Genomic DNA, 19653 nt, shown 5'->3' on the forward strand with positions numbered 1-19653 from the left:
TTTTATACTACAAAAGCAATAGGATAAGTAGATGCGTGTGAAAAACATGCCCCTATGCTGCCTGCTGCCGCAAGCGCCCCGCTTGCCAGGTACCCAATGAGTTACCGCCCTTACATTTTCAACTTAACAGCAGGGTTAAATCTGACTGCTCTTATAATCTGCAGACAAACGGTAATGCCAACTATCACAATTGAAACGACCAGCGCTATGATAAAAGGCACAAAAGAAATATTGACCCGGTAAGCAAAAGTTTCGAGCCATTGCGTGGCGACTACAAAGGCAACCGGCCAGGCTACTACATTGGCAATTAAAACGATATAAAAAAATGGTTTGCCCAATGTTACCATCAACTGCTGGCCCTGTGCCCCAAACACTTTCCTGATCGCAATTTCCTTCATACGCAACCGGATAGCTTGCGCAGCCGAGGCAAAAAAACCAAGCGATGCAATAAATAGGGCTAATGCCGAAAAGCAGGTCAGCACGGCTTGCAATTGCTCCTGTTTTATAAAAAGCTGGCCGTACAGTTCGTCCAGAAAATGATAATTAAAATTATCTCCGTCAAGCTTATTAATATCGCGCCAATCATGATTTAAGGCAGTCAGCATGGCGGGTATGGCGTTACTCTCGGCGCTAATCATAATTTGTGTTTTGGTTAAACCATCGCCATCGTTCATTAAATAAATTGCGGGCTGGATGTTCGCTTCAAATCCGTTTGCTTTTACATCTTTAACTACACCAATTATCCGGTAATTACCACCGCGCCCTTTTACTGTTGTACCAATAGGATCTTTTAAGTTCATCGCTTTTGCAGCTGTTTCGTTAATTACGGCATTTGCAGAATCGGCTGCGAACTTTGGAGAAAAAAAGCGGCCTTCTTTTAACCCAACATTTAAAGTTTCAAAATATGCATAACCTACAGCAATCGTCTGCATGGTATATGCCTTACTTTCAACAGTATATTCGAAAGATGCGGGGATAATACCCCCTGGTACGTTAGAAGCCACAGTAACATTCTTTACACCGGGTATCGCTTTTATACGGTTACTCACCGATTCGAATTTCTTCGGACTATTATAAATACCGAGATTATCAATGTACACTACCTGTTTGGCGGTAAAGCCGGGATTATCCGATTTCATGAAACTTACTTGCTGGTTAATCACCACAAGTGTTATTACAAAAGCAATCGCGAAAGCAAATTGCAGTATGGTTATCGAATTCCGTATCCATGCAAAGGTGTCCCGGTTAGCAAACTGGTTGCCCCTTAATACTTCAACCGGTTTAAACCCGGCCATAACCAACGCAGGGTAAATGCCGGCCAGTAGCGTGAGGGATATTAAAGTAACAAATAGCTGGGCAATTATTTTTAGGTTTACGCCCGAAATTAACAGGTTAACACCTAATAGCTGGTTAAAATAAGGCAAACCTGTAACCACAATTACAGAAGCGACAAGCAATGCACACAGGCATTGAAAAAATATCTCTGTTAAAAATTGAAGTGTGATCTGTTTTTTAACGATGCCGTTAACCTTTTTAACCCCTACCTCTTTCGATCGTTTGTTAGCCTGCGAAATATAAAGGTTGGTAAAATTCACGCCGGTTACAACCAGAATAATAAGGGCCAGTATGACCAATCCGTTTACAATCTGATTATTTACCGAAGAACCATAATGCGGTTTTAAATGCAGGTTGGCCAATGGATCTAAATAAATAGCCGGTTTGGTCTGACTTAACGCTTCTTTTGCTACCCGACTGGTATCAGCCAATGCAGCTTCCTTGTATATTTGGTCTATCTTTTTTGAAAGCAAATTAATATCGGCGTTGGGCTTTACCAGCAAATAGGTCTGGTAGATCTGGTTGGCATAACTCTGGTCTTTTCCCTGGGTAATGTCGCCGCTAAATCCAATACAGTCAAAACTTAAATTGGTGTTACCAGGTGAATCTTCAGTCACACCTGCAATAGTTATGGGCATTCCCGAGCGCGACAGCATGTTCACTGTTTTATTATGAACAGCGCTATCGCCGGGAAAAAGTGCATTGGCAGTTCGTTTTGAAAACAAAACAGTAGGCGTGGCGCTGTTTGGATTAAGGTTAAACCCTTTAGCTTTGATGCCTAATATCTTCGCAATAGCATAATCGGCGCCAACCCATTTCTTTACCAAAAACCTTCCCGATGGTGTATAGAACGGCAGCTGAAATAAAGCAGTATTCATTCGCCCGGCTTCTTCAACTTCGGGGCACCGGCTTTTTATTGTCGCTGCCAGCTTACCTGGCGTATAGGCCGACGGGCCGTTAGGCATTTCCCTTTCCACCAAAAAAACACGATCAATGTTTTTGTTCCAACGGTCGTAGCTTGTCTCATTATCAACATACAGGGTAACAAAAATAAATGCCGCCAAACCCAGGGCCAGCCCGGCAATATTTAAAAAGTTATACCACTTACCTTTCAGAAAGGTGCGAAATGCGATTTTTAAGTCAAGATTATTCATTGGCCGTTATTAAACTAAATACAGGGATGATGATAACAAATATCAGCGTTCACTATCACATTTTGAGCCAACCAGTTAAACTATTAATCTTCAATAACTTATTGCCGCAGCACATGTAACGATAACGAACATTAATGTTCGTTATCGTTACAGTTTAGGTACGATGAAAATATTGAATATGTTTTGGGGCCGTTTATTTAGGCGCCAGCCACGAAGTCGGGTTCTGATAATTTTCACCTTTTAAAACCTCAAACACCACCTCATAATCACCCGTGGTCGGTTCGGTAGCAGGTGCGCCAACAGCTTGCTTGTAGCTTACTTTTTGCCCCTTACTTACCGATGCGGTGCGCAGGTTGGAGTATACGGTAAAATAACCGCCGTGCCTTACCACTACGGTATAAGTACCGGCCACATCGGCAACCATTACTACGTCGCCATCAAATACGGCGCGTACCGTGGCATCTTTTGATGTTTTAATGTTAATACCGTTGTTCTCATCTTTAATACCGTCGGTATAAAAAGCACCAAAATTTTGCGTGATCACCCCGGCAGCAACCGGCCACGGCAAACGGCCTTTATTACCCAAAAAGTCGTTTGATGCTTTGGCTGCTTCGGGCGTTGCTTCTAACGATTCGGAGGTTGTTTTAACAGGACGTTTAGGTGTAACCACAACCGGTGCAGGCCTGTTTTCGGCGCGGGCTTTGTCGGCAGCGGCTTTTTGAGCTGCAGCTTGTTGCGCGGCAAGTTTGCGTCTTTCATCTTCAGCTTCGCGGCGGATGGTCAGGATCAACTGCCTGTCGAGCGCTCTGGCAATGCGTTGCTTTTCGGCTATTTGCTGTTTGAGTTGCTTCTGGTTTTTCGATAGGTCAGTCAGCACCTGGTCCTGGTCTTTCTTCTCTTTGCCTAAAGTAGCTTTTTGTTTTTCCTGGTCAACCAGCAAAGTGCTCTTTTCTTTTTTGTTCTTATCCAGTTCAACTATTTTATTGTTGAGGTTTTTTTGCGTGCCGGTAATATAATGCGCCTGCCGCTCGCGGTAAGCGCCAATTTGCTGCATATATTTAAGGCGCTTGTAGGCCTGGTTAAAATCTTTGGCAACAAAAACAAACATCAGCTTATTGTAGGCGCTTTTATTGCGAAACGCAAACAGTACCATAGCCGCATATTCTTTTTTTAGCTGATTGAGCTGATTTTGTAAGCTATGTACCGTATTGGTATTGTCGGATATCTGGTTATCCAGCAACCGGATCTGCGAGTTCATGTTTTTGATCTCTTCTTCGCGTAAAGCAATTTTAGCTTTAATGAGATTAAGCTCTCTTAAGGTAGATTTTTTATTATTTGAAGTTTCCTGCAAGTCGTGGTTCAGTTTTTCGAGCTGCTGGTTTAACTGTTCACGCTGCCTTTTCAGGTCATCGCTACTTTGGGCAAACGTTTTTACCGTTCCGAGTAAAATGAATAAAATTACAAACGCTTTAAAAAACTTCATCAAACAAATATATTAGTTTACCACCGAATATCGCGCCGGAACTGAAAAAGGAAATTCGGGATTGTTATTAAAATCGGCTTTAGTATACGTTAAACCAATATTTATTTTTGATCTTACGGATGTGGCGTTGATGTTGATCTGCGCCGGCAGCACTTTATCGGCAGTTTGCAAGGCGCCGCTATAATCAACCTGCAGATCGCGGGCCACAATACCGCGGCTGTACATACTGGTTTGCGCCAGGCGCATATCGGTGCCTATTAACAATTTGTAAATCATATCCTGCATGGCCCCGTTAATGGTTATGGTGCCATTATCATTGTGCACATCACTGGTATCGGTAACTAAGCCAGGCCAGGCATTGCCCACTATCAAAGCCTCCAGCGCCTGGTAATTAACCTGGCTGCCCGCGTACTGATTGATATAATTGAATGGCTTTTTAGTGTAAGTTGCATCCAGCCGGTTAATGATCTTGATACTGTCCGGAGTGATCAACGCACGGGCACCTTCCAAACCCAAAAGCGCGGTAACCGATATCCAAATCTCCTGCCCTTTTTTGATCCGGATATTCAGGGTAACATCATTACTGCTACCGTCAATGTTCATTTTGGCTTTGGCTTTCGCCGAAAAGGTCATAAAATCTATTTGCTTCGCGCTGATGGCATTTAACTGATCGGGAGTAAGGTGGATCGGGGCGGGTTTAACGCCAGTACCGGCAACTACCGCAGTATCGGCCTTTTTTACCGTGGTATCCGGTTGATGTACGGTAACCAGCTGTTTTTTTGCCGTACAGCCAACCATTGTCAGTAAAGCTACCAGGGGGAGTATCTTACTCGATATATTTCTTTTCATTAATCTTGCGGTCTAACGCGGGGCTTTGTGCGCCCAGTTGTTTTGCTTTTTTCCAGTTTTGTACAGCGCCGTCGGTATCGTTTAAATAGAACAGGATATCGCCGTAATGTTCTATCTGCGTAGCATCCTTGCCTTTATCGCTGGCAATGGCTTTCTCTATCCATTCTTTTGCTTCGGTATATTTTTTTTGTTTAAACAGCACCCAGGCATAAGTATCCTGAAAAGATGAGCTGCCAGGCTGCAGTTCGTTGGCATGTTTAGCCATCTGTGCTGCTTTGTCTAACTGTTCGCCACGGAGGCTGAGATAATAGGCAAAGTTATTTAAGGTGTACATGTTATCCGGATTGTATTCTATCGATTTAGAGTAGGCCTCATCCGATTTTTTATACTCCTTCATGCTGTGGTAGCAATCGCCCATTACCGAGTAGGTTTGCGAAAGCAGGCCGTTGTCCTGTGTTTCGAGCGAGGGTACATTGCTGGCATAGCTCAATGCTTTGTTGTAATCCTTTTTTTGCGCCCAGGCCACCCCTACCAGGTAATTCATCCAGGCCTGATTCGGAAATATCGACAGCGATTCCTCACCATCTTTAATGGCCGCGTCAATATCATTATTGGTCAGGTCAACGCGTATTAGTTGTTCCCAAACACCATACACCTGGTTATTTAAGCTGATCGATTTTTTGTATGCCTCCTGCGCCTCTTTGTAACTATCGTTTTGCTGCAGCATATCGCCGTAGGCAGCATAAGCTTTAGAATTGTTGGGGTAAGTAACCGTTAATATCTTACTCAGTTCGAGCGCGCTGGCCTTGGCATTAGGATCAGGGAATTTTGGCAGGTACCCCGAAATGATATGCAGTTTTTGATCGATATCGCCATCCGGTAATGCAAAAGCCCTTTTGATCTGATCGTAACTGGTTTTGTAATCTTTTTTATCGCTGTAAATATCGGCCAAAGCTAAATGCACCAACTCGTTATTGGGGTTGATCTTTTCGGCGCGAAGCAAAACGCTCTGGGCCTTATCATTCATGTTATTGGAGTTGTACAGCTCGGCAAGCAACAGGTAATACCGCATCTGTTCAGGATGCACCTTGATCATTTCCTCCAGTTCGCCGGTAGCCTGGTCAATTTTCCCCTGCTTTAAGTAGATCTTCTGGCGGTTAATGATCAGCCCGTCGTTTAACCCGGTTAATTCTTCCAGCCGTTTGTACACATCGAGTGCCTGGTCGTATTTTTTTTCGGTATACAACGTATTGGCTTTATCAAACAAATATTGCGGGTTGTTCGGGTCGATGCGCACCAGCTCATCAAAAACGTTTTCCAGTTTGGGTATGTCGTTTATCTTCTCGTAACTTTCGGCAAGCGCCATCCAGTAGTACTGATTATCGGGCTGCAAGGCGGTAGCTTTTTCAAACAGGCCCCGCGCGGTTGTTTCGTCCTTTTGTAAGCGTTTGATACGGCCCAACTCATACAGCGAGGCATCATTCAGCGGGTCCACCTGTAAAACATGGGTAAACAGTTCGGCAGCTTCGGGATAGCGTTCGCTGGTTTTTTCGCACAAGGCGGCAAAAAACATCTGGCGCACCATATTACTGTCGGCACCGGTAAGTGGTTTGTTGATTGCCCTGGCAGGTTTTTTATCCTGCGCAAAGCTACCCACTACCGTAAGCTGAAACAATAAGATCAATATGGCACTGCCCTTTTTCATCCTAAAAAATTAAACCCCTGTATGGCCATAACCACCGTGCCCGCGCAATGTTTCACTCAAATCATCAACCTGATCCCAAACCACGGTTTCGTGTTTGGCTACTATCATTTGCGCAATACGTTCGCCATGGTTGATCACAAAGGGCTCGGTTGATAAATTAACCAGCAGCACTTTAATCTCGCCACGGTAATCGGCGTCAATGGTGCCCGGCGAATTAACGATACCTATCCCAAACTTAAATGCCAGTCCGCTGCGCGGCCTTATTTGTGCCTCATATCCTACGGGCAGTTCAATATGCAAGCCGGTTGGTACCAGTTTACGTTCCATCGGGTTTAAGGTTACGGCAGTTTCCAGGTCGGCACGCAGGTCCATACCTGCGGCATGGGCGGTTTCGTAGGCCGGTAAAGCGTTTTTTGATTTGTTGATTACGCGTATGTTCATTTTCTTTTTAATATCTGCATGAGCTCTTTACGCTCGGCCGCAAAAGTAATTAACGCAAAAATCAGCAAAAGCGCATTGCCAACAAAAATATTACGTTTAAATACATAAAACGACAGAACGACAGTTACAATTGAGGCGATAATATACGCCAAATTCTTTTTCAAATTATAGGGTATGGGGTAGTTTTTTTGTCCCCAAATGTACGAAAGTACCATCATCACCGAATAGGAGGCAAACGATGCCCATGCCGATGCCATGTAACTAAATTTGGGAATAAACACGATGTTTAACACAATGGTAAGGATAGCACCTATACCCGAGATGTATAAACCATAACGGGTTTGATCGGATAATTTATACCATATGGATAAGTTCATGTAGATACCTAAACTTACATAACCGAAAAGCAGCGGAGGAACAGCGGGCAAACCAACCCAATAACTTGCGCCTATAAAATACTTTAGCACCTGGATGTTTGCTGTTATGGCCAAAAAACCCAGGCTTACGGCAATAACAAAGTAATTCATGATACGGGCGTAGGTATTACCCGAGTTTTTATTTTTAGCGTGACTGAAAAAGAACGGCTCGGCACCAAGCCTGAACGCCTGTACAAACAAATTTAAAAAGATGGATATTTTAGCACAGGCCGCATAAATGCCCAACTGCTCGCTGCTCACGTTTTTAGGCAGCAACTTTGCCAGCAGCATTTTATCTAAATTTTCGTTAATGATGAACGAAAAATTAGCCACTAAAATGGGAAGGCTGTAAATGATCATACTGCGCCCCATGGTCGCATCAAGCTCAAAACGCAGTTTAAATACTTCGGGAAGCAGCAGCACAAACGTGAGTGCACTCGCCGCAAGGTTAGACAGAAATATGTACCCAAGCCATCCTTTTTTAAACCAGGATGCCATCCAAACGGCACCGGGGTATTGATGGCTTATCATATAAGGAATGACGTACATAAATATCAGGTTGAGGCTGATAAAAATTCCTACATTGGCCAATTTAATAAAGCCATAGCGTCCCGGCCTGCCCGCAGCCCGTACTTTTGCGAACGGTACTACGCACCAGGCATCTATCACTAAAAAGCAGGCGAAATAAATAACGTATAAGCGGTAATCGTGAAAAGGTGTAGTATTTTCAATTGCCACCCAACCGGCTATTGTATTTAAACACGGAATAACGACCAGCAAAAACAGAACCGAGATAAATATTATCGTAGTGAAAGCGTTATTGTAAACCTGGGGCTTTTTATCTTCATGCTTGTTGAGGTACCTGAAAAAAGTAGTTTCCATGCCAAAAGCCAGCAAAGCCTGCAGCATAGAAGCGTACGAGAACATATTTGAAAAAATACCATAAATGCTTTTGCTGTATGTGCGGGTATAAGCGGAGGTAAGAAAGAAATTCAGCATCCGCGATGCGATGGTACTTAACCCGTATATGGCAGTTTGCCCGGCAAATTTTTTAGCTGTTGACAATGGTTATCCCTGGAGTAAATTAATAATTGAACTATTGTTATACGCTGCGCTTAACAATCTCAAAATTACGATAGTTTTTCAGTTCGGCTTCATTGGTTTCAACCGAATTTACCACGGCGCCGGTAGGGCCCTCGTTGCACCAGTCTAAAAACAGCTGCATGTTCCAGTCGTCGGCCTCTGCTTCAATATATACGCTACCATCGGGCTGGTTATTGATGATGCCGCGTACGCCTAACTGATCGGCAACGGCTTTGGTGGTATAGCGGAATGATACGCCCTGAACCTTGCCGTGTATGGTGATATTCAAATGCTTTTTTTGCATGCGGCAAATATACGTAAGCTGTAAACAGAAAAAATAAACCGATGGAGAAAGATATTTCCCCATCGGTGTTAAAGATAGCAGATAATTAAAATAAACCCCGCAGGCTTGCCAGGCAAGGCAAACTTTGTTATAATCAAATATTGGCTCTTATAATGACACCTCTGCGGAAATCCAGCTGGTACTAAACCCTCAATTTCATTACCTTAGAGCCGATGATATTTGATTTCAGGTTAAAGGTGTTTTATACGGTTGCTCAAAGGCTAAGCTTTACCAAAGCCGCTGCCGAACTGTTTATTACCCAGCCTGCAGTAACCAAACACATCAAAGAGCTGGAGCATCAGCTAAATGCACAACTCTTCAGGCGCGACGGGAATAGCATTAGCCTAACTTCTGCCGGGAAGATATTGGTTATATACGCCGAAAAAATATTTCAAAACTATACCGAACTGGAAACAGAGCTGGCGCAGTTAAATACATTGGAAGCCGGCACCGTTCATATTGGCGCAAGTACCACAGTTGCACAAACCATATTGCCTAAAATATTGGCTTTATTTAAAAAGACCTACCCTGCCGTAAATTTTACCTTTACCCAGGGCAATACCGACGTTATTACACAGATGGTGTTGAACGAAAAAGTCGACATTGCTATTGTTGAAGGGGCCGGTCATTATCCCCAGATCGCATACGCCCCATTTATTAAAGATGAAATTGTATTGGTTACCAAAGCCAATAATCAGTTATCCAAAAAAACAGAAATAACGCCCAGGCAGTTGTTAAACATCCCACTGATATTACGTGAAGCCGGCTCAGGCACATTGGATATCATTTTCAACGCATTAAATGGTGCAGGCATCAACCCTAAAGATCTGCACGTAGAGATAAGGCTCGAAAGCAGCATCGCCATAAAACAATATCTTTTGTATTCAGAAACCGCTACTTTTCTTTCTATTCAATCGGTTATAAGCGAGCTGAAATATAATGAACTAAGCATCATTGATATTAAGGGGCTCGAAATATTCCGTACATTTCAGTTTATCCAGCTACACGGAAAAAACTCAAAACTAATTGATCTTTTTAAAAGATTTTGCCTTTCAAGCCATAACTTAAAGTAATCACTCATTACTATTCATCATTTGTTATAAGTTATAACAAGCTTCACTTTTGTTATTATTTCATTTCAAAAAATTATGGAACTAATAACTACTGATATTTGCATTATAGGCGCCGGCCCGGTTGGATTATTCGCAGTTTTTGAAGCGGGTCTGCTAAAAATGCGCTGCCATTTGGTTGATGTACTACCTCAGGTTGGCGGGCAGCTTTCTGAAATTTATCCGCAAAAACCAATTTATGATATCCCCGGTTTTCCAACCATTAACGCGCAGGCTTTGGTTGACGGTTTAATGGAACAAATAGCGCCTTTTAAACCTACGTTCTCATTAGGCGAACGCGTTAACGAATTGCAGCAACTGCCTAACGGATCATTCATTACCCAAACAAGCGATGGCACCGAGATACATAGCAAAGTAGTTGTAATAGCCGGTGGCCTTGGCTGTTTTGAACCGCGCAAGCCGGCTATTGACAGGCTGGAAGATTTTGAAGGTAAGGGTGTTGCTTATATGATAAAAAATCCGGAAGCCTACCGCGGGCGCAAAGTTGTACTGGCCGGCGGTGGGGACTCTGCTTTAGACTGGACCATTTTTTTGGCAGATGTTGCAGATGAAGTTACTTTAATACATCGCGGCGATACCTTCCGCGGCGCACCTGATTCTGCCGAAAAGGTATTTGAGCTGGCTAACGAAGGCCGCATTAACCTGATCCTACAGGCGCATATCAGAGGTATAAATGGTACAGGGCACTTGCAGGAGGTAGAGATTGTTGATATCAATAATAAAATATCAGTAATTGAAGCGGATCATTTAATTCCGCTGTTTGGCCTTAGTCCAAAATTGGGGCCTATTGCCGACTGGGGCTTAAATGTAGACAAATCGGCCATTATGGTTGATACATTTGATTACAGCACCAATGTAAAAGGCGTATACGCCATTGGCGATATCAATATTTATCCGGGTAAATTAAAGCTGATACTCTGCGGTTTTCACGAGGCCGCGCTGATGGCCCAAAGTGCTTTTAAACAGGTTTATCCTGATCAAAAATTAAGTTTTAAATATACCACTGTTTACGGCGTAACTGCCTTTTAACGATGATACACCTGACCATTGAAGACAGGGACGGCCAGCGCCGCCCCATTGAAGTGCCCGAAGAAATAAGCCTTAGCCTGATGGAGGTTTTAAAAGCCACCGACCATCATATACTTGCAACCTGCGGCGGCATGGCCCTTTGTGCCACCTGCCATGTACAGGTACTTGAAGGGCCCGAAAAATATTTCCGCCCGACAGATATAGAGCTTGATCTATTAGATACCCTGCCCGATGCAGGGCATGATAGCCGCCTGGCGTGCCAGTTGAGAATTAGCGAGGATATGGAAGGTATGGTTTTTAAGTTAAGAGGGGAAGAATAAGTTTCCGGCTATTGAACTTGTATCTATCCATTTGAATAAGATACAAAGCCCTGGTTCTGCTTAGAACCGGGCTTTGCTACAGTGTGCCCAACTGTGCGTTTTTCGAATCATTCTGTGGCTGATCTGCTACGAGTGGCGTGTAAAATAGCGCTCAAACAGCTTCTGCTAACAGCGTTGTTTTGGAGTGGAGTTCATATGTATCAGGCGATGATTTCGAAAGTGTAGTCACAATTTGCTTATGGTTTTCTCTCAATTGATAAAGCATCATTCCATACATCAACGCTAAGGAGAGATGGCTTCGTTTGTTTTTATATGTCCACAGCAAAAGATCCCGGTAATACTTACCGTCTTTATCAAACACAGCCAGTTTTATAATAGCTTTTATAATATGATATAATTGCGAAAGGCTATATTTTTCTTTCGTTTTAACACCCCCATTTTTAGGAAATTCATGCATCGTTAGAAATGTTTTAACCCTTTTATAAGAATGTTCAGGAGGATAAATACTGGAAACCACCTCTAAAAATCCATTTTTTAAACGTTCTGCCCCCATCATAGGAATAATGTTTGTTTCTCCTTCAGAAAAGGTAAAATGCCGCGAAAGCCTGTTTTCGCGTTTCATCCTATCAAACAGCGCTGTACCCGGCGGAGCCTTTAATACATTCACAATCGGAATAGGGATCCCGCTTTCCTGTATAAAATCAACTATATTTTTAAAGCTATTATCCTTATCAGTATCAAAGCCAACTATAAACCCGCCCATAATGGTAAAACCTTCCTGATGCAGCTTATGGATGTTACCTAATATGTCCCGCTTCAGGTTTTGATTTTTAAGTGAAGCTTTTAAGCTATCTGCTTCCGGGGTTTCAATTCCGATAAATACGTTTCTGAACTTCGCCTCAAGCAACAGCCGCATCATTTCATCGTCATCTGCCAGGTTGATAGTTAGCTGTGTTATAAAATATAAACCCGGGTTGGTTTTGTATTGCCAATCGATCAATGCCGGAAGCAACTCAGATTTTAGTATCTTTTTATTTCCGATAAGGTTATCGTCGGCAAACAGCACGTTCTGGGTTTCGCCTGCTTTATTGATCAACTCCAACTCCGCAATAACTTGCTCTGCAGACTTGGTACGGGGCTTACGCCCGTATAGGGTTGTCACATCACAAAAATCGCATAGGTAAGGACAGCCGCGTGAAAACTGTATAATAGCATACAGGTAATCTTTCATATTGATCAGTTCCATTTGCGGAAGCGGAGTTTGACTTACATCGGCAAACTCAGATGTTTTATAGATCGGCTTAGCCTGACCAAATTCCAGATCAGCAAGAAATAGCGGGAGCGTAATTTCAGCCTCATTCAAAACAAAATGAGCAATGCCCTCAAAGCGCTCATGCTCGTGTGTAAAAAGCGGGCCGCCTGCAACTATAGTGGCATTTTTTCTTTTGCATTGTTCGATAATTTTCCGCACCGACTCTTCCTGTACATTCATAGCTGAAAGGAAAATCATATCAGCCCATTCAATATCCGAATCAGATAATGGTTTTACATTTAAATCAACAAGTTTTCGTTCCCAGTTTTGCGGCAACATGGCAGCTACGGTTAATAACCCCAACGGAGGAAAAGCCGCCTTTTTACCTACTAAAGCAGCGAGATGCCTGAAAGCATAAAACGAATCATACATTTCAGGGTATACCAATAGAATTTTCATTGGATCCAGGTGTCTTAAAATTGATCTTCACGTACTAAATAAGAATTCCCTGCCTCAGGCCGGAAATTTAATTTTCTAAGATATTGTTTTTCGGTAATAATTCATAGTTATACGCAGGGACAATTATGCCTATAGATCACATTTACAGAACCATAGCCTATCATATATTAGATAGTCATCTTTTTTCTGAATAAGCGATAGGAGCTGGCAGGTATTGATCAAATTGATTATTTTTGAATAATGCCGTCAATACTTGTATGAAGTGCTTAGCCATTAAGATCTTGTTATTAGTTTGCCTGCAACATATGGCAATGGCTGCTGATACTGTAAAGATTAAACCTGTATCGGCACAGCAACTTAACCAATGGCGCATTGAAGCGCGAAAAGCTTTGTTCATTCCTTCGCCCGCGCCTGCTGCTAAACCGCATGTTTTTGATAGTTTTTCGGTGATGCCGGGTGTTAGGGTACAGCATGTTACCTATGGTACGCTGTACAACATGCGGGTGCCGGCCATAGTTTACGCGCCGCAAAACCCCAAAGGCAAAGTGCCGGCAGTTATTGTGGTAGCAGGCCATGGCGGCGATAAAGCCACCTGGTATGAGATTTATGCCGGCTTGTTATATGCTAAGGCCGGTGCGGTGGTAATTACCTACGACCCGATAGGCGAAAACGAACGCAGCAGCCTACATCAATCTAACGCGCGCGAACACGACATTGCGTTACCCGGCGCACAGTCGCCCGCACGCATGGGCGGACTGATGGTTGGCGATGTAATGCAGGCGGTAAGTTATGCGCTCGGCCGGCCGGATGTCGACCCGAAGCGTATTGCCGTGCTCGGCTATTCGATGGGTAGTTTTCACGCCGCTTTGGCCGCCGCGCTCGACCCTCGCATCCACGCGCTGGTGCTTTCAGGCGGCGGTGATCTGGATGGCAACGGCGGCGCCTGGGATTTGAGCACCAAGGTGATGTGCCAGGGCGGGCCATACCGGGCGCTAAGTTTTTTGCCCGACAAAGCCGCCATCCTTTACGCCCTGCATCAGCACAGCGGAACAACATTAATTTTAAATGGATCGGAAGATGGTTTGATCACCAAACCGCATCACCTTGATACTTTTTTTATTGATCTGCGTAAGCGTGTCAGCGCTTTGACCGGCCCCGGCGCGCCTTTGTTGGATCATCGTTTTTACGCGGGCATAGCGCATCGGCCCAGTTGGCTAAATACCGATGCTTTTAGCTGGCTGCATGCCCAATTCCATTTTGCCAACGGGGATGCACTGCTTGCTATGGGCACTACGCACATCGCAGAGTGGGCCGCAGCAACCGGGGCACATATCAATAAGGGCTACGAGGTTGAAGAACGCGAAGGAGGTATCCGTGCAGTTGGTGCAGGATTTCCGGCCCTTTCGCCCAGCCAGCTACAAACGGTATCTACAGCCCAATGGCAGGCTCACCGGGATAATTACATCTGGTCGTCATCGGCGAAAAAAATATTACAGGCGCAGGGTTTACCGGCAACACTTCTCCCACAGCCTAATAATGTGAAGCATTAATCGTGGTTTGGAGGCGCAGGCAGTCGTTTCAAGGTGGTATGTGTAGACCGGGCGCCTACATGCAGGCTTATTGAATCGCCATCGGCATAGTACCGCCCTTTGTTTTTGATCTTCATGGTGTTGATGTTAGCGGTAAAGGATATGCTGTCGCCTTTCACCACGCCATCCGAAATATCGAAGCTGCCTATCGATGAGGTTACAGTGCCCGTAAGTGTTGTGCCCGAGGTTTTAAAAGTATAGTTTATCGGAAATTCGTTACCGTCGGGCCCTTTCAGCATGGCGGTCCACTTGCCGTCAATACCGGCAAAATATGCAAATGCTCCACCGGATGCAGCAAGCAAAATAACTGATGTGAGTATCTTTATTTTCATGATAAACGGATTAAATTAATCTTCTAACTTTAGTTTCATTGGTAATGGTAAACCCGTCCAGATCGGTAAGCAGGTTTAACCCTGGGGTTTTACCGGCTTCTATCGAACCTTTATCTTCATCGATCCCTAAAAACTTAGCGCCGTTTAGGGTGCCCCATTGCAAAAGCTGTTGCAGTGTAATCTCAGGGAAGTTTTTTTGCAGCACATGCATTTCGCTCAGCAGGCACAATTTTTGGTTCGATGCCAGGCTGTCTGTTCCCAGGGTAATGTTAAAACCTTTATCCAAAAAAAGGTCAACCTTGGGTAAACGGCCCTCGATATACAAATTAGCATTAGGGCAAAAGCACCAGTTAATTTTACGATCGAAACGTTTAACAAAGTAAATATCTTTTAAATTGGTAAAGGTATTATGCACCAGCAGTATGTTTTGCTTATTGGTAAGCTGTGGTACCGTGGTTTGTATAGAGTTACGCGCTTGCGGTTTAAAAAAGCTGATATCGATATTAAAAAACTTGTACAGATCCAGAAAACCGCCCATTTTATAGCGGTAAAGCTTATTTTCTTCTTCGGTTTCCTGGTTGTGGATGCTGATCAGGTTGGGTTGTTTATCGCAAAGGCGGTAAATCAGTTTAAACAACTCCTTACTTACCGAATACGGCGCGTGCGGTGTAACTGATGATGACAGTTGTTTATATTGTTCGCGCAGCGATACCGCGCTATCAAATATCTCTTGTGCCTTATCCGGCCTAAAGCCAAATACTTCGATAAAGCTGTGATAGTATATTTTACTTTTTCGCTTTACCGGTATGGCGGCCGCAGTATTGGCAATATCGCCAACGGCTACAATACCGTTATTGTACATCTCTTCGTCGGCGGCTGTAGCAGCGGCTAAAACGGTATTTTCATCAGCATTACGGTGGGTCTGCACATCTTTAATAAAACTGATCAAACCACCCTGGGGAGCTATCTTGTTTTTAAGGTGCGACAATTCAACGTGACAATGGGTGTTTACAAAACCCGGACAAATAATACCTTTTAAATTTTCAACATCTTTATCGGCCTGGCTAAGCCCGTCATCAAGGGCTAATATTTTACCAGTATCATCAACTGTTACAATTCCATTTTTTATCGGTTCAGCATTAACAGGAAAAACGTAATCGGCTCTAAATTTTCTCATTAAATTGTAATTGATGCTTTTACCAAAACATCAACTTTTACCTAAAGTTTTTTAACTCAAAGTAATTTTTGATGTAATTTCAATAAAAACAAGCATTAGTAAAAGGTACATTTTTTTATTTAAGTAACTTTGCATCAATAATGCAAAGCAACAAAATTGATATCCGCAGTTTAAACCCCGAGGCGCTAAAAAAACACTTCGAAGAATTAGGGGAAAAAAGCTTCAGGGCAGCTCAGGTTTATGAGTGGCTTTGGAAGAAATCATGTTCGTCTTTTGGCGAAATGAGCAATCTTTCAAAAGAACTTCGTCAAAAACTGGAAGAGCTGTTTGTAATCAACAATGTTAAAATAAATACTTCGCAATATAGTGCTGATAAAACTATAAAAAATTCTTTTATTTTACACGATAATCATTTAATTGAGGGTGTTTTAATACCCGCCGACGACCGGATGACGGCCTGTGTATCGTCTCAGGTGGGTTGCAGCCTCACCTGTAAATTTTGTGCTACAGGATATATGGAGCGCAAACGCAACCTTAATCCCGATGAAATTTACGACCAGGTAGTGCTCATTGATCGCCAGGCGCGCGAAAATTACAATCACCAGCTCACCAATATTGTATACATGGGCATGGGCGAGCCCTTGCTTAATTATGCCAATGTTTTAAAATCGATAGAGCGAATTACTGCCGAAGATGGTTTGAACATGGCCGCCAAACGCATCACGGTATCAACCGCGGGCATAGCTAAAATGATCAAAAAACTGGGCGAAGACGGCGTTAAGTTTAACCTGGCCCTATCCCTGCATGCCGCAAACGACAAAAAGCGTAACGAGATTATGCCCATTAACGAGCAAAACACGTTGAAGGCTTTAGCCGAAGCATTAAAATATTACTACGCCAAAACTAAAAACCCGGTTACTTACGAATACATTGTTTTTAACGATTTTAATGATGAAATACAAGATGCCATGGAACTGGCTAAATTTTGCAAACATGTGCCTTGTAAAGTAAATATTATCGAATATAATCCCATCTCGTTCGCGGCCTATACCAATGCCGATGTAGATAAAATTGAGGCTTTTGCCGATTACCTGCGCAAACAGGATATTATTACCAACGTTCGCCGCAGCCGCGGTAAAGATATTGATGCCGCTTGTGGGCAATTGGCGATAAAGGAGAAAGCGTAAAATTTAGTAGTGCGTATTGCGACCTTCTTTGTTAGTTCGCTATCTCATTACGCAATACGCATATCGCAATACTATAATTAAAATTCCTCTACCGTTTTCTTCCCGGTCAACTGATCGATCATGTTCAGCACCAGGTAGTTCCAGTTCTGGAAACCTTTGTTCATGATAGGCGCACCGGTATCCGGGTCGTAATACTCGTGTAAGGCGCCTTCTTTTTTAAAGTCATCGCCAAATAACCTGATGGTTTTGTAAGCTAATTCTGTAGCTTCTTTTTGATATCCGTATTTAAGCAAACCGCGATAAGTTATGTAATTGGAGATACCCCATATCGGCCCCAGCCAGTTGGATGGATTGCTGCTGGCTTTAAGGCTGTACATTTTTTCGAGTTTAGATAAAGTGCGGATGCCGTATTTAGCATTAAATGTGCGCGTATCTAAATAATTTTCGGCAACCATCCTTTTAGCCTGTTCGGGTGTAGCAATACCTGCCCACATGGTCATAAAGCCCGACCATACGCCAAACCGCTGGATCAAACCGGCGTAAGTACGCGGCATGCCTTTATGCAATACAAAAGGTTTCCCGAAAACTATCGACGGCTCATTGGTAATTGGGCGCAGGTTTAAATCAACAGAATAATAAAACCCATCTTTTTCATCCCAGCAGTTTTTTTGAACGGCGATTTTCAGCGCTTCGGCATCTTCTTCATACTGTGCGCTTGCTTCTTTCATCTTTAGGCGGTCGCTTAAATAAGCCATCGCTTTCAGTTCCTTATACATCAGGCAATTTAAATAAATGGATGCCGAACTGCGTTTAGGGCGAAAAAAGGTAGACGGATCGTTATCAACGCCAATTGCCAGGTCATCCTGCCAAAAAAACAAGCCGGTTTCGGCACTGCGGTGATGCGTTTGGTAGTTTTTGATGAATGCCTGCATCAGGCCAAATTTTTCGCGAAGCCATTCGGCATTACCACCATCCATTTTGGTTAAAAACGCGGCGTGCTGGGCAATAACCGGTTTGTGCATATTGGTGCTGTAAATATCGGCCGGTTTTATTTTAGCCGGGTCGGATTCTTTGTCTACCACCATCGGCATATATCCGTCGGCGCCGGTGTAGGCCAGGTAATTTAACACACAGCCTTGCTCGTAAGGTAGGGCTACATGTTTATCAGCTTCAGTTCCCTGGTCTTGCAGTATTTGTGCAAGTGCGATATTGCTCAGCCACGAGTCCCAATCCCACAAAACAGTAGCATATGATTTGCTGCCGGGTGTGATATACGGATAAAGCAAAGCGCCTGTAGGCTGCTTCAGCATTTGCTTATAATCCTGAAAAACATACTTTTTGATCACGGCAATGTCGCTGGCAATACTATCGGGCAGCTGGGCAAATAATGGCCTAACGGAAAATATCAGGGCAAAAAACAACAGGCTTTTTTTCATAACAGGTTACAATCGGTTGGGTGATATCAAATGTAATCATAACGTTTTAATCGGCGTTATGCATTACCGGTGCTAAATATTTTAAATACCCCCGCAGGTTTTTTATCCGCCTGACATCTAATGTTATAAATATCCCTTCACCAAAATAATTTTAACATGAAAAATAAACTAATGGGAGTTATGGCAAGTGCCATAGTTTTGGCAATCCTAACCGCGGCCTGCAAAAAAGCGTCAAACACTAACGATAGCACAACTACCACCGCAACAGTTATAGGCGCGGGTGTGCCCGATGTTTATAAAAAGATATATGGCGCCACCAGCATCACCATCGAAGGCAGCTATGTTGTGATCAAAGCCACCAGCCTGCCCGACCATAAATCGCCATACTATCAAAACACACAATGGTCGGCCAAATACGAGGCTTATAACGGCACCAATAGCCAGTGGAACCAAAACCCCAATACCATTGCCGAAAGTGATTGTACTTATAAAATACCGCTTAACCCGGCTGTGGCAAATACACACGCCACAACTCCTCTGGGGCCAATGGGTGTAGCCATAAATGGTGTACCTATTTTTAACCAGTACGCCGCAGGCGGGGCTGCTTTAACCGGCGAGATCAACAGTTTTGACCAATATGATGGGCATCCGCAGCAACAGGGGCAGTATCATTACCATGCCGAACCTTACTATTTAACTACCAATAAAGGTAAAGATGCACTGGTTGGCTTTTTACTGGACGGATTCCCGGTTTACGGCCCGACCGAGAACGGCAAAACCATCAGCAACAGCGACCTTGATACTTACCACGGGCATTTTGCTGTAACTGCCGATTACCCTAACGGGATTTATCATTACCACACCACCGCAGCAGCACCTTACATTAACGGAAGCGGATTTTATGGCACAGCCGGTACAGTATCTAACTAAGTT

At 43.6% G+C, this 19653-nt stretch carries 17 protein-coding genes; 6 read left to right on the top strand and 11 right to left on the bottom strand.

What is annotated here, in order from left to right:
• Positions 1 to 110: 110 nt before the first annotated feature.
• From ACFGVR_RS01870 to ACFGVR_RS01900, 7 genes are all read right to left on the bottom strand, one after another.
• On the bottom strand, positions 111 to 2489 hold the full coding sequence (locus ACFGVR_RS01870; protein WP_448700745.1) for an ABC transporter permease: 2379 nt from the start codon (positions 2487 to 2489) through the stop codon (positions 111 to 113).
• 193 nt (positions 2490 to 2682) lie between these two features.
• The gene (locus ACFGVR_RS01875) at positions 2683 to 3972 is read right to left on the bottom strand and encodes a murein hydrolase activator EnvC family protein (protein WP_448700747.1); all 1290 of its coding nucleotides are present in this window, start codon (positions 3970 to 3972) and stop codon (positions 2683 to 2685) included.
• Positions 3973 to 3984: 12 nt separating this feature from the next.
• The gene (locus tag ACFGVR_RS01880; protein ID WP_448700748.1) at positions 3985 to 4821 is read right to left on the bottom strand and encodes a DUF4292 domain-containing protein; all 837 of its coding nucleotides are present in this window, start codon (positions 4819 to 4821) and stop codon (positions 3985 to 3987) included.
• A complete protein-coding gene (locus ACFGVR_RS01885; RefSeq protein ID WP_448700750.1) occupies positions 4799 to 6526 on the bottom strand; it encodes a tetratricopeptide repeat protein in 1728 nt (575 codons plus the stop codon). The genes ACFGVR_RS01880 and ACFGVR_RS01885 overlap by 23 nt, the downstream gene beginning before the upstream one ends.
• A gap of 9 nt (positions 6527 to 6535) precedes the next feature.
• Positions 6536 to 6967 (bottom strand): dUTP diphosphatase, encoded by a 432-nt coding sequence (gene dut, locus ACFGVR_RS01890; RefSeq protein WP_448700752.1) that lies wholly within the window; start codon positions 6965 to 6967, stop codon positions 6536 to 6538.
• A complete protein-coding gene (locus ACFGVR_RS01895; protein ID WP_448700754.1) occupies positions 6964 to 8448 on the bottom strand; it encodes a polysaccharide biosynthesis protein in 1485 nt (494 codons plus the stop codon). Before ACFGVR_RS01895 ends, dut begins: the two co-directional genes overlap by 4 nt.
• A 37-nt stretch (positions 8449 to 8485) precedes the next feature.
• Positions 8486 to 8770 (bottom strand): acylphosphatase, encoded by a 285-nt coding sequence (locus tag ACFGVR_RS01900; RefSeq protein WP_448700756.1) that lies wholly within the window; start codon positions 8768 to 8770, stop codon positions 8486 to 8488.
• A gap of 212 nt (positions 8771 to 8982) precedes the next feature.
• Here ACFGVR_RS01900 and ACFGVR_RS01905 point away from each other — a divergent pair, with 212 nt between their 5' ends.
• The 3 genes from ACFGVR_RS01905 (at position 8983) to ACFGVR_RS01915 (ending at position 11288) form a co-directional block, all read left to right on the top strand.
• A complete protein-coding gene (locus ACFGVR_RS01905) occupies positions 8983 to 9882 on the top strand; it encodes a LysR substrate-binding domain-containing protein (RefSeq protein WP_448700758.1) in 900 nt (299 codons plus the stop codon).
• Between the two features lie 75 nt (positions 9883 to 9957).
• Positions 9958 to 10968 carry an NAD(P)/FAD-dependent oxidoreductase gene (locus ACFGVR_RS01910; protein ID WP_448700760.1) on the top strand — a complete coding sequence of 337 codons (1011 nt, stop codon included), beginning with the start codon at positions 9958 to 9960 and terminating at the stop codon, positions 10966 to 10968.
• 2 nt (positions 10969 to 10970) lie between these two features.
• A complete protein-coding gene (locus tag ACFGVR_RS01915) occupies positions 10971 to 11288 on the top strand; it encodes a 2Fe-2S iron-sulfur cluster-binding protein (RefSeq protein ID WP_448700761.1) in 318 nt (105 codons plus the stop codon).
• Between the two features lie 151 nt (positions 11289 to 11439).
• Here the strand turns inward: ACFGVR_RS01915 and ACFGVR_RS01920 are convergent, their stop codons facing one another.
• On the bottom strand, positions 11440 to 12999 hold the full coding sequence (locus ACFGVR_RS01920; protein ID WP_448700763.1) for a B12-binding domain-containing radical SAM protein: 1560 nt from the start codon (positions 12997 to 12999) through the stop codon (positions 11440 to 11442).
• Positions 13000 to 13256: 257 nt separating this feature from the next.
• Between ACFGVR_RS01920 and ACFGVR_RS01925 the strand changes: the two genes are divergently transcribed.
• Positions 13257 to 14549: an alpha/beta hydrolase gene (locus ACFGVR_RS01925; protein ID WP_448700765.1), complete on the top strand. Its 1293-nt coding sequence runs from the start codon at positions 13257 to 13259 to the stop codon at positions 14547 to 14549.
• Here ACFGVR_RS01925 and ACFGVR_RS01930 read toward each other — a convergent pair.
• Both ACFGVR_RS01930 and ACFGVR_RS01935 read right to left on the bottom strand, forming a co-directional pair.
• Positions 14546 to 14920, bottom strand: coding sequence for a hypothetical protein (locus ACFGVR_RS01930; protein ID WP_448700767.1), 375 nt, complete (start codon positions 14918 to 14920; stop codon positions 14546 to 14548). The two genes, ACFGVR_RS01925 and ACFGVR_RS01930, sit on opposite strands and share 4 nt — an antisense overlap.
• Before the next feature lie 10 nt (positions 14921 to 14930).
• Entirely contained in the window at positions 14931 to 16097 is a 1167-nt protein-coding gene (locus ACFGVR_RS01935; RefSeq protein WP_448700769.1) for an amidohydrolase family protein, read from the bottom strand.
• A gap of 140 nt (positions 16098 to 16237) precedes the next feature.
• Between ACFGVR_RS01935 and rlmN the strand changes: the two genes are divergently transcribed.
• Complete coding sequence (rlmN, locus tag ACFGVR_RS01940; RefSeq protein WP_448700771.1) at positions 16238 to 17284, top strand: 23S rRNA (adenine(2503)-C(2))-methyltransferase RlmN; 1047 nt, start codon at positions 16238 to 16240, stop codon at positions 17282 to 17284.
• A 77-nt stretch (positions 17285 to 17361) separates the two neighbouring features.
• Here the strand turns inward: rlmN and ACFGVR_RS01945 are convergent, their stop codons facing one another.
• Entirely contained in the window at positions 17362 to 18720 is a 1359-nt protein-coding gene (locus tag ACFGVR_RS01945; protein WP_448700773.1) for an MGH1-like glycoside hydrolase domain-containing protein, read from the bottom strand.
• A 156-nt stretch (positions 18721 to 18876) separates the two neighbouring features.
• Here ACFGVR_RS01945 and ACFGVR_RS01950 point away from each other — a divergent pair, with 156 nt between their 5' ends.
• Positions 18877 to 19650, top strand: a complete 774-nt coding sequence (locus tag ACFGVR_RS01950; RefSeq protein WP_448700775.1) for a YHYH protein — start codon at positions 18877 to 18879, stop codon at positions 19648 to 19650.
• Positions 19651 to 19653: the final 3 nt, after the last annotated feature.

It is taken from the genome of Mucilaginibacter aureus (genome assembly GCF_053514885.1).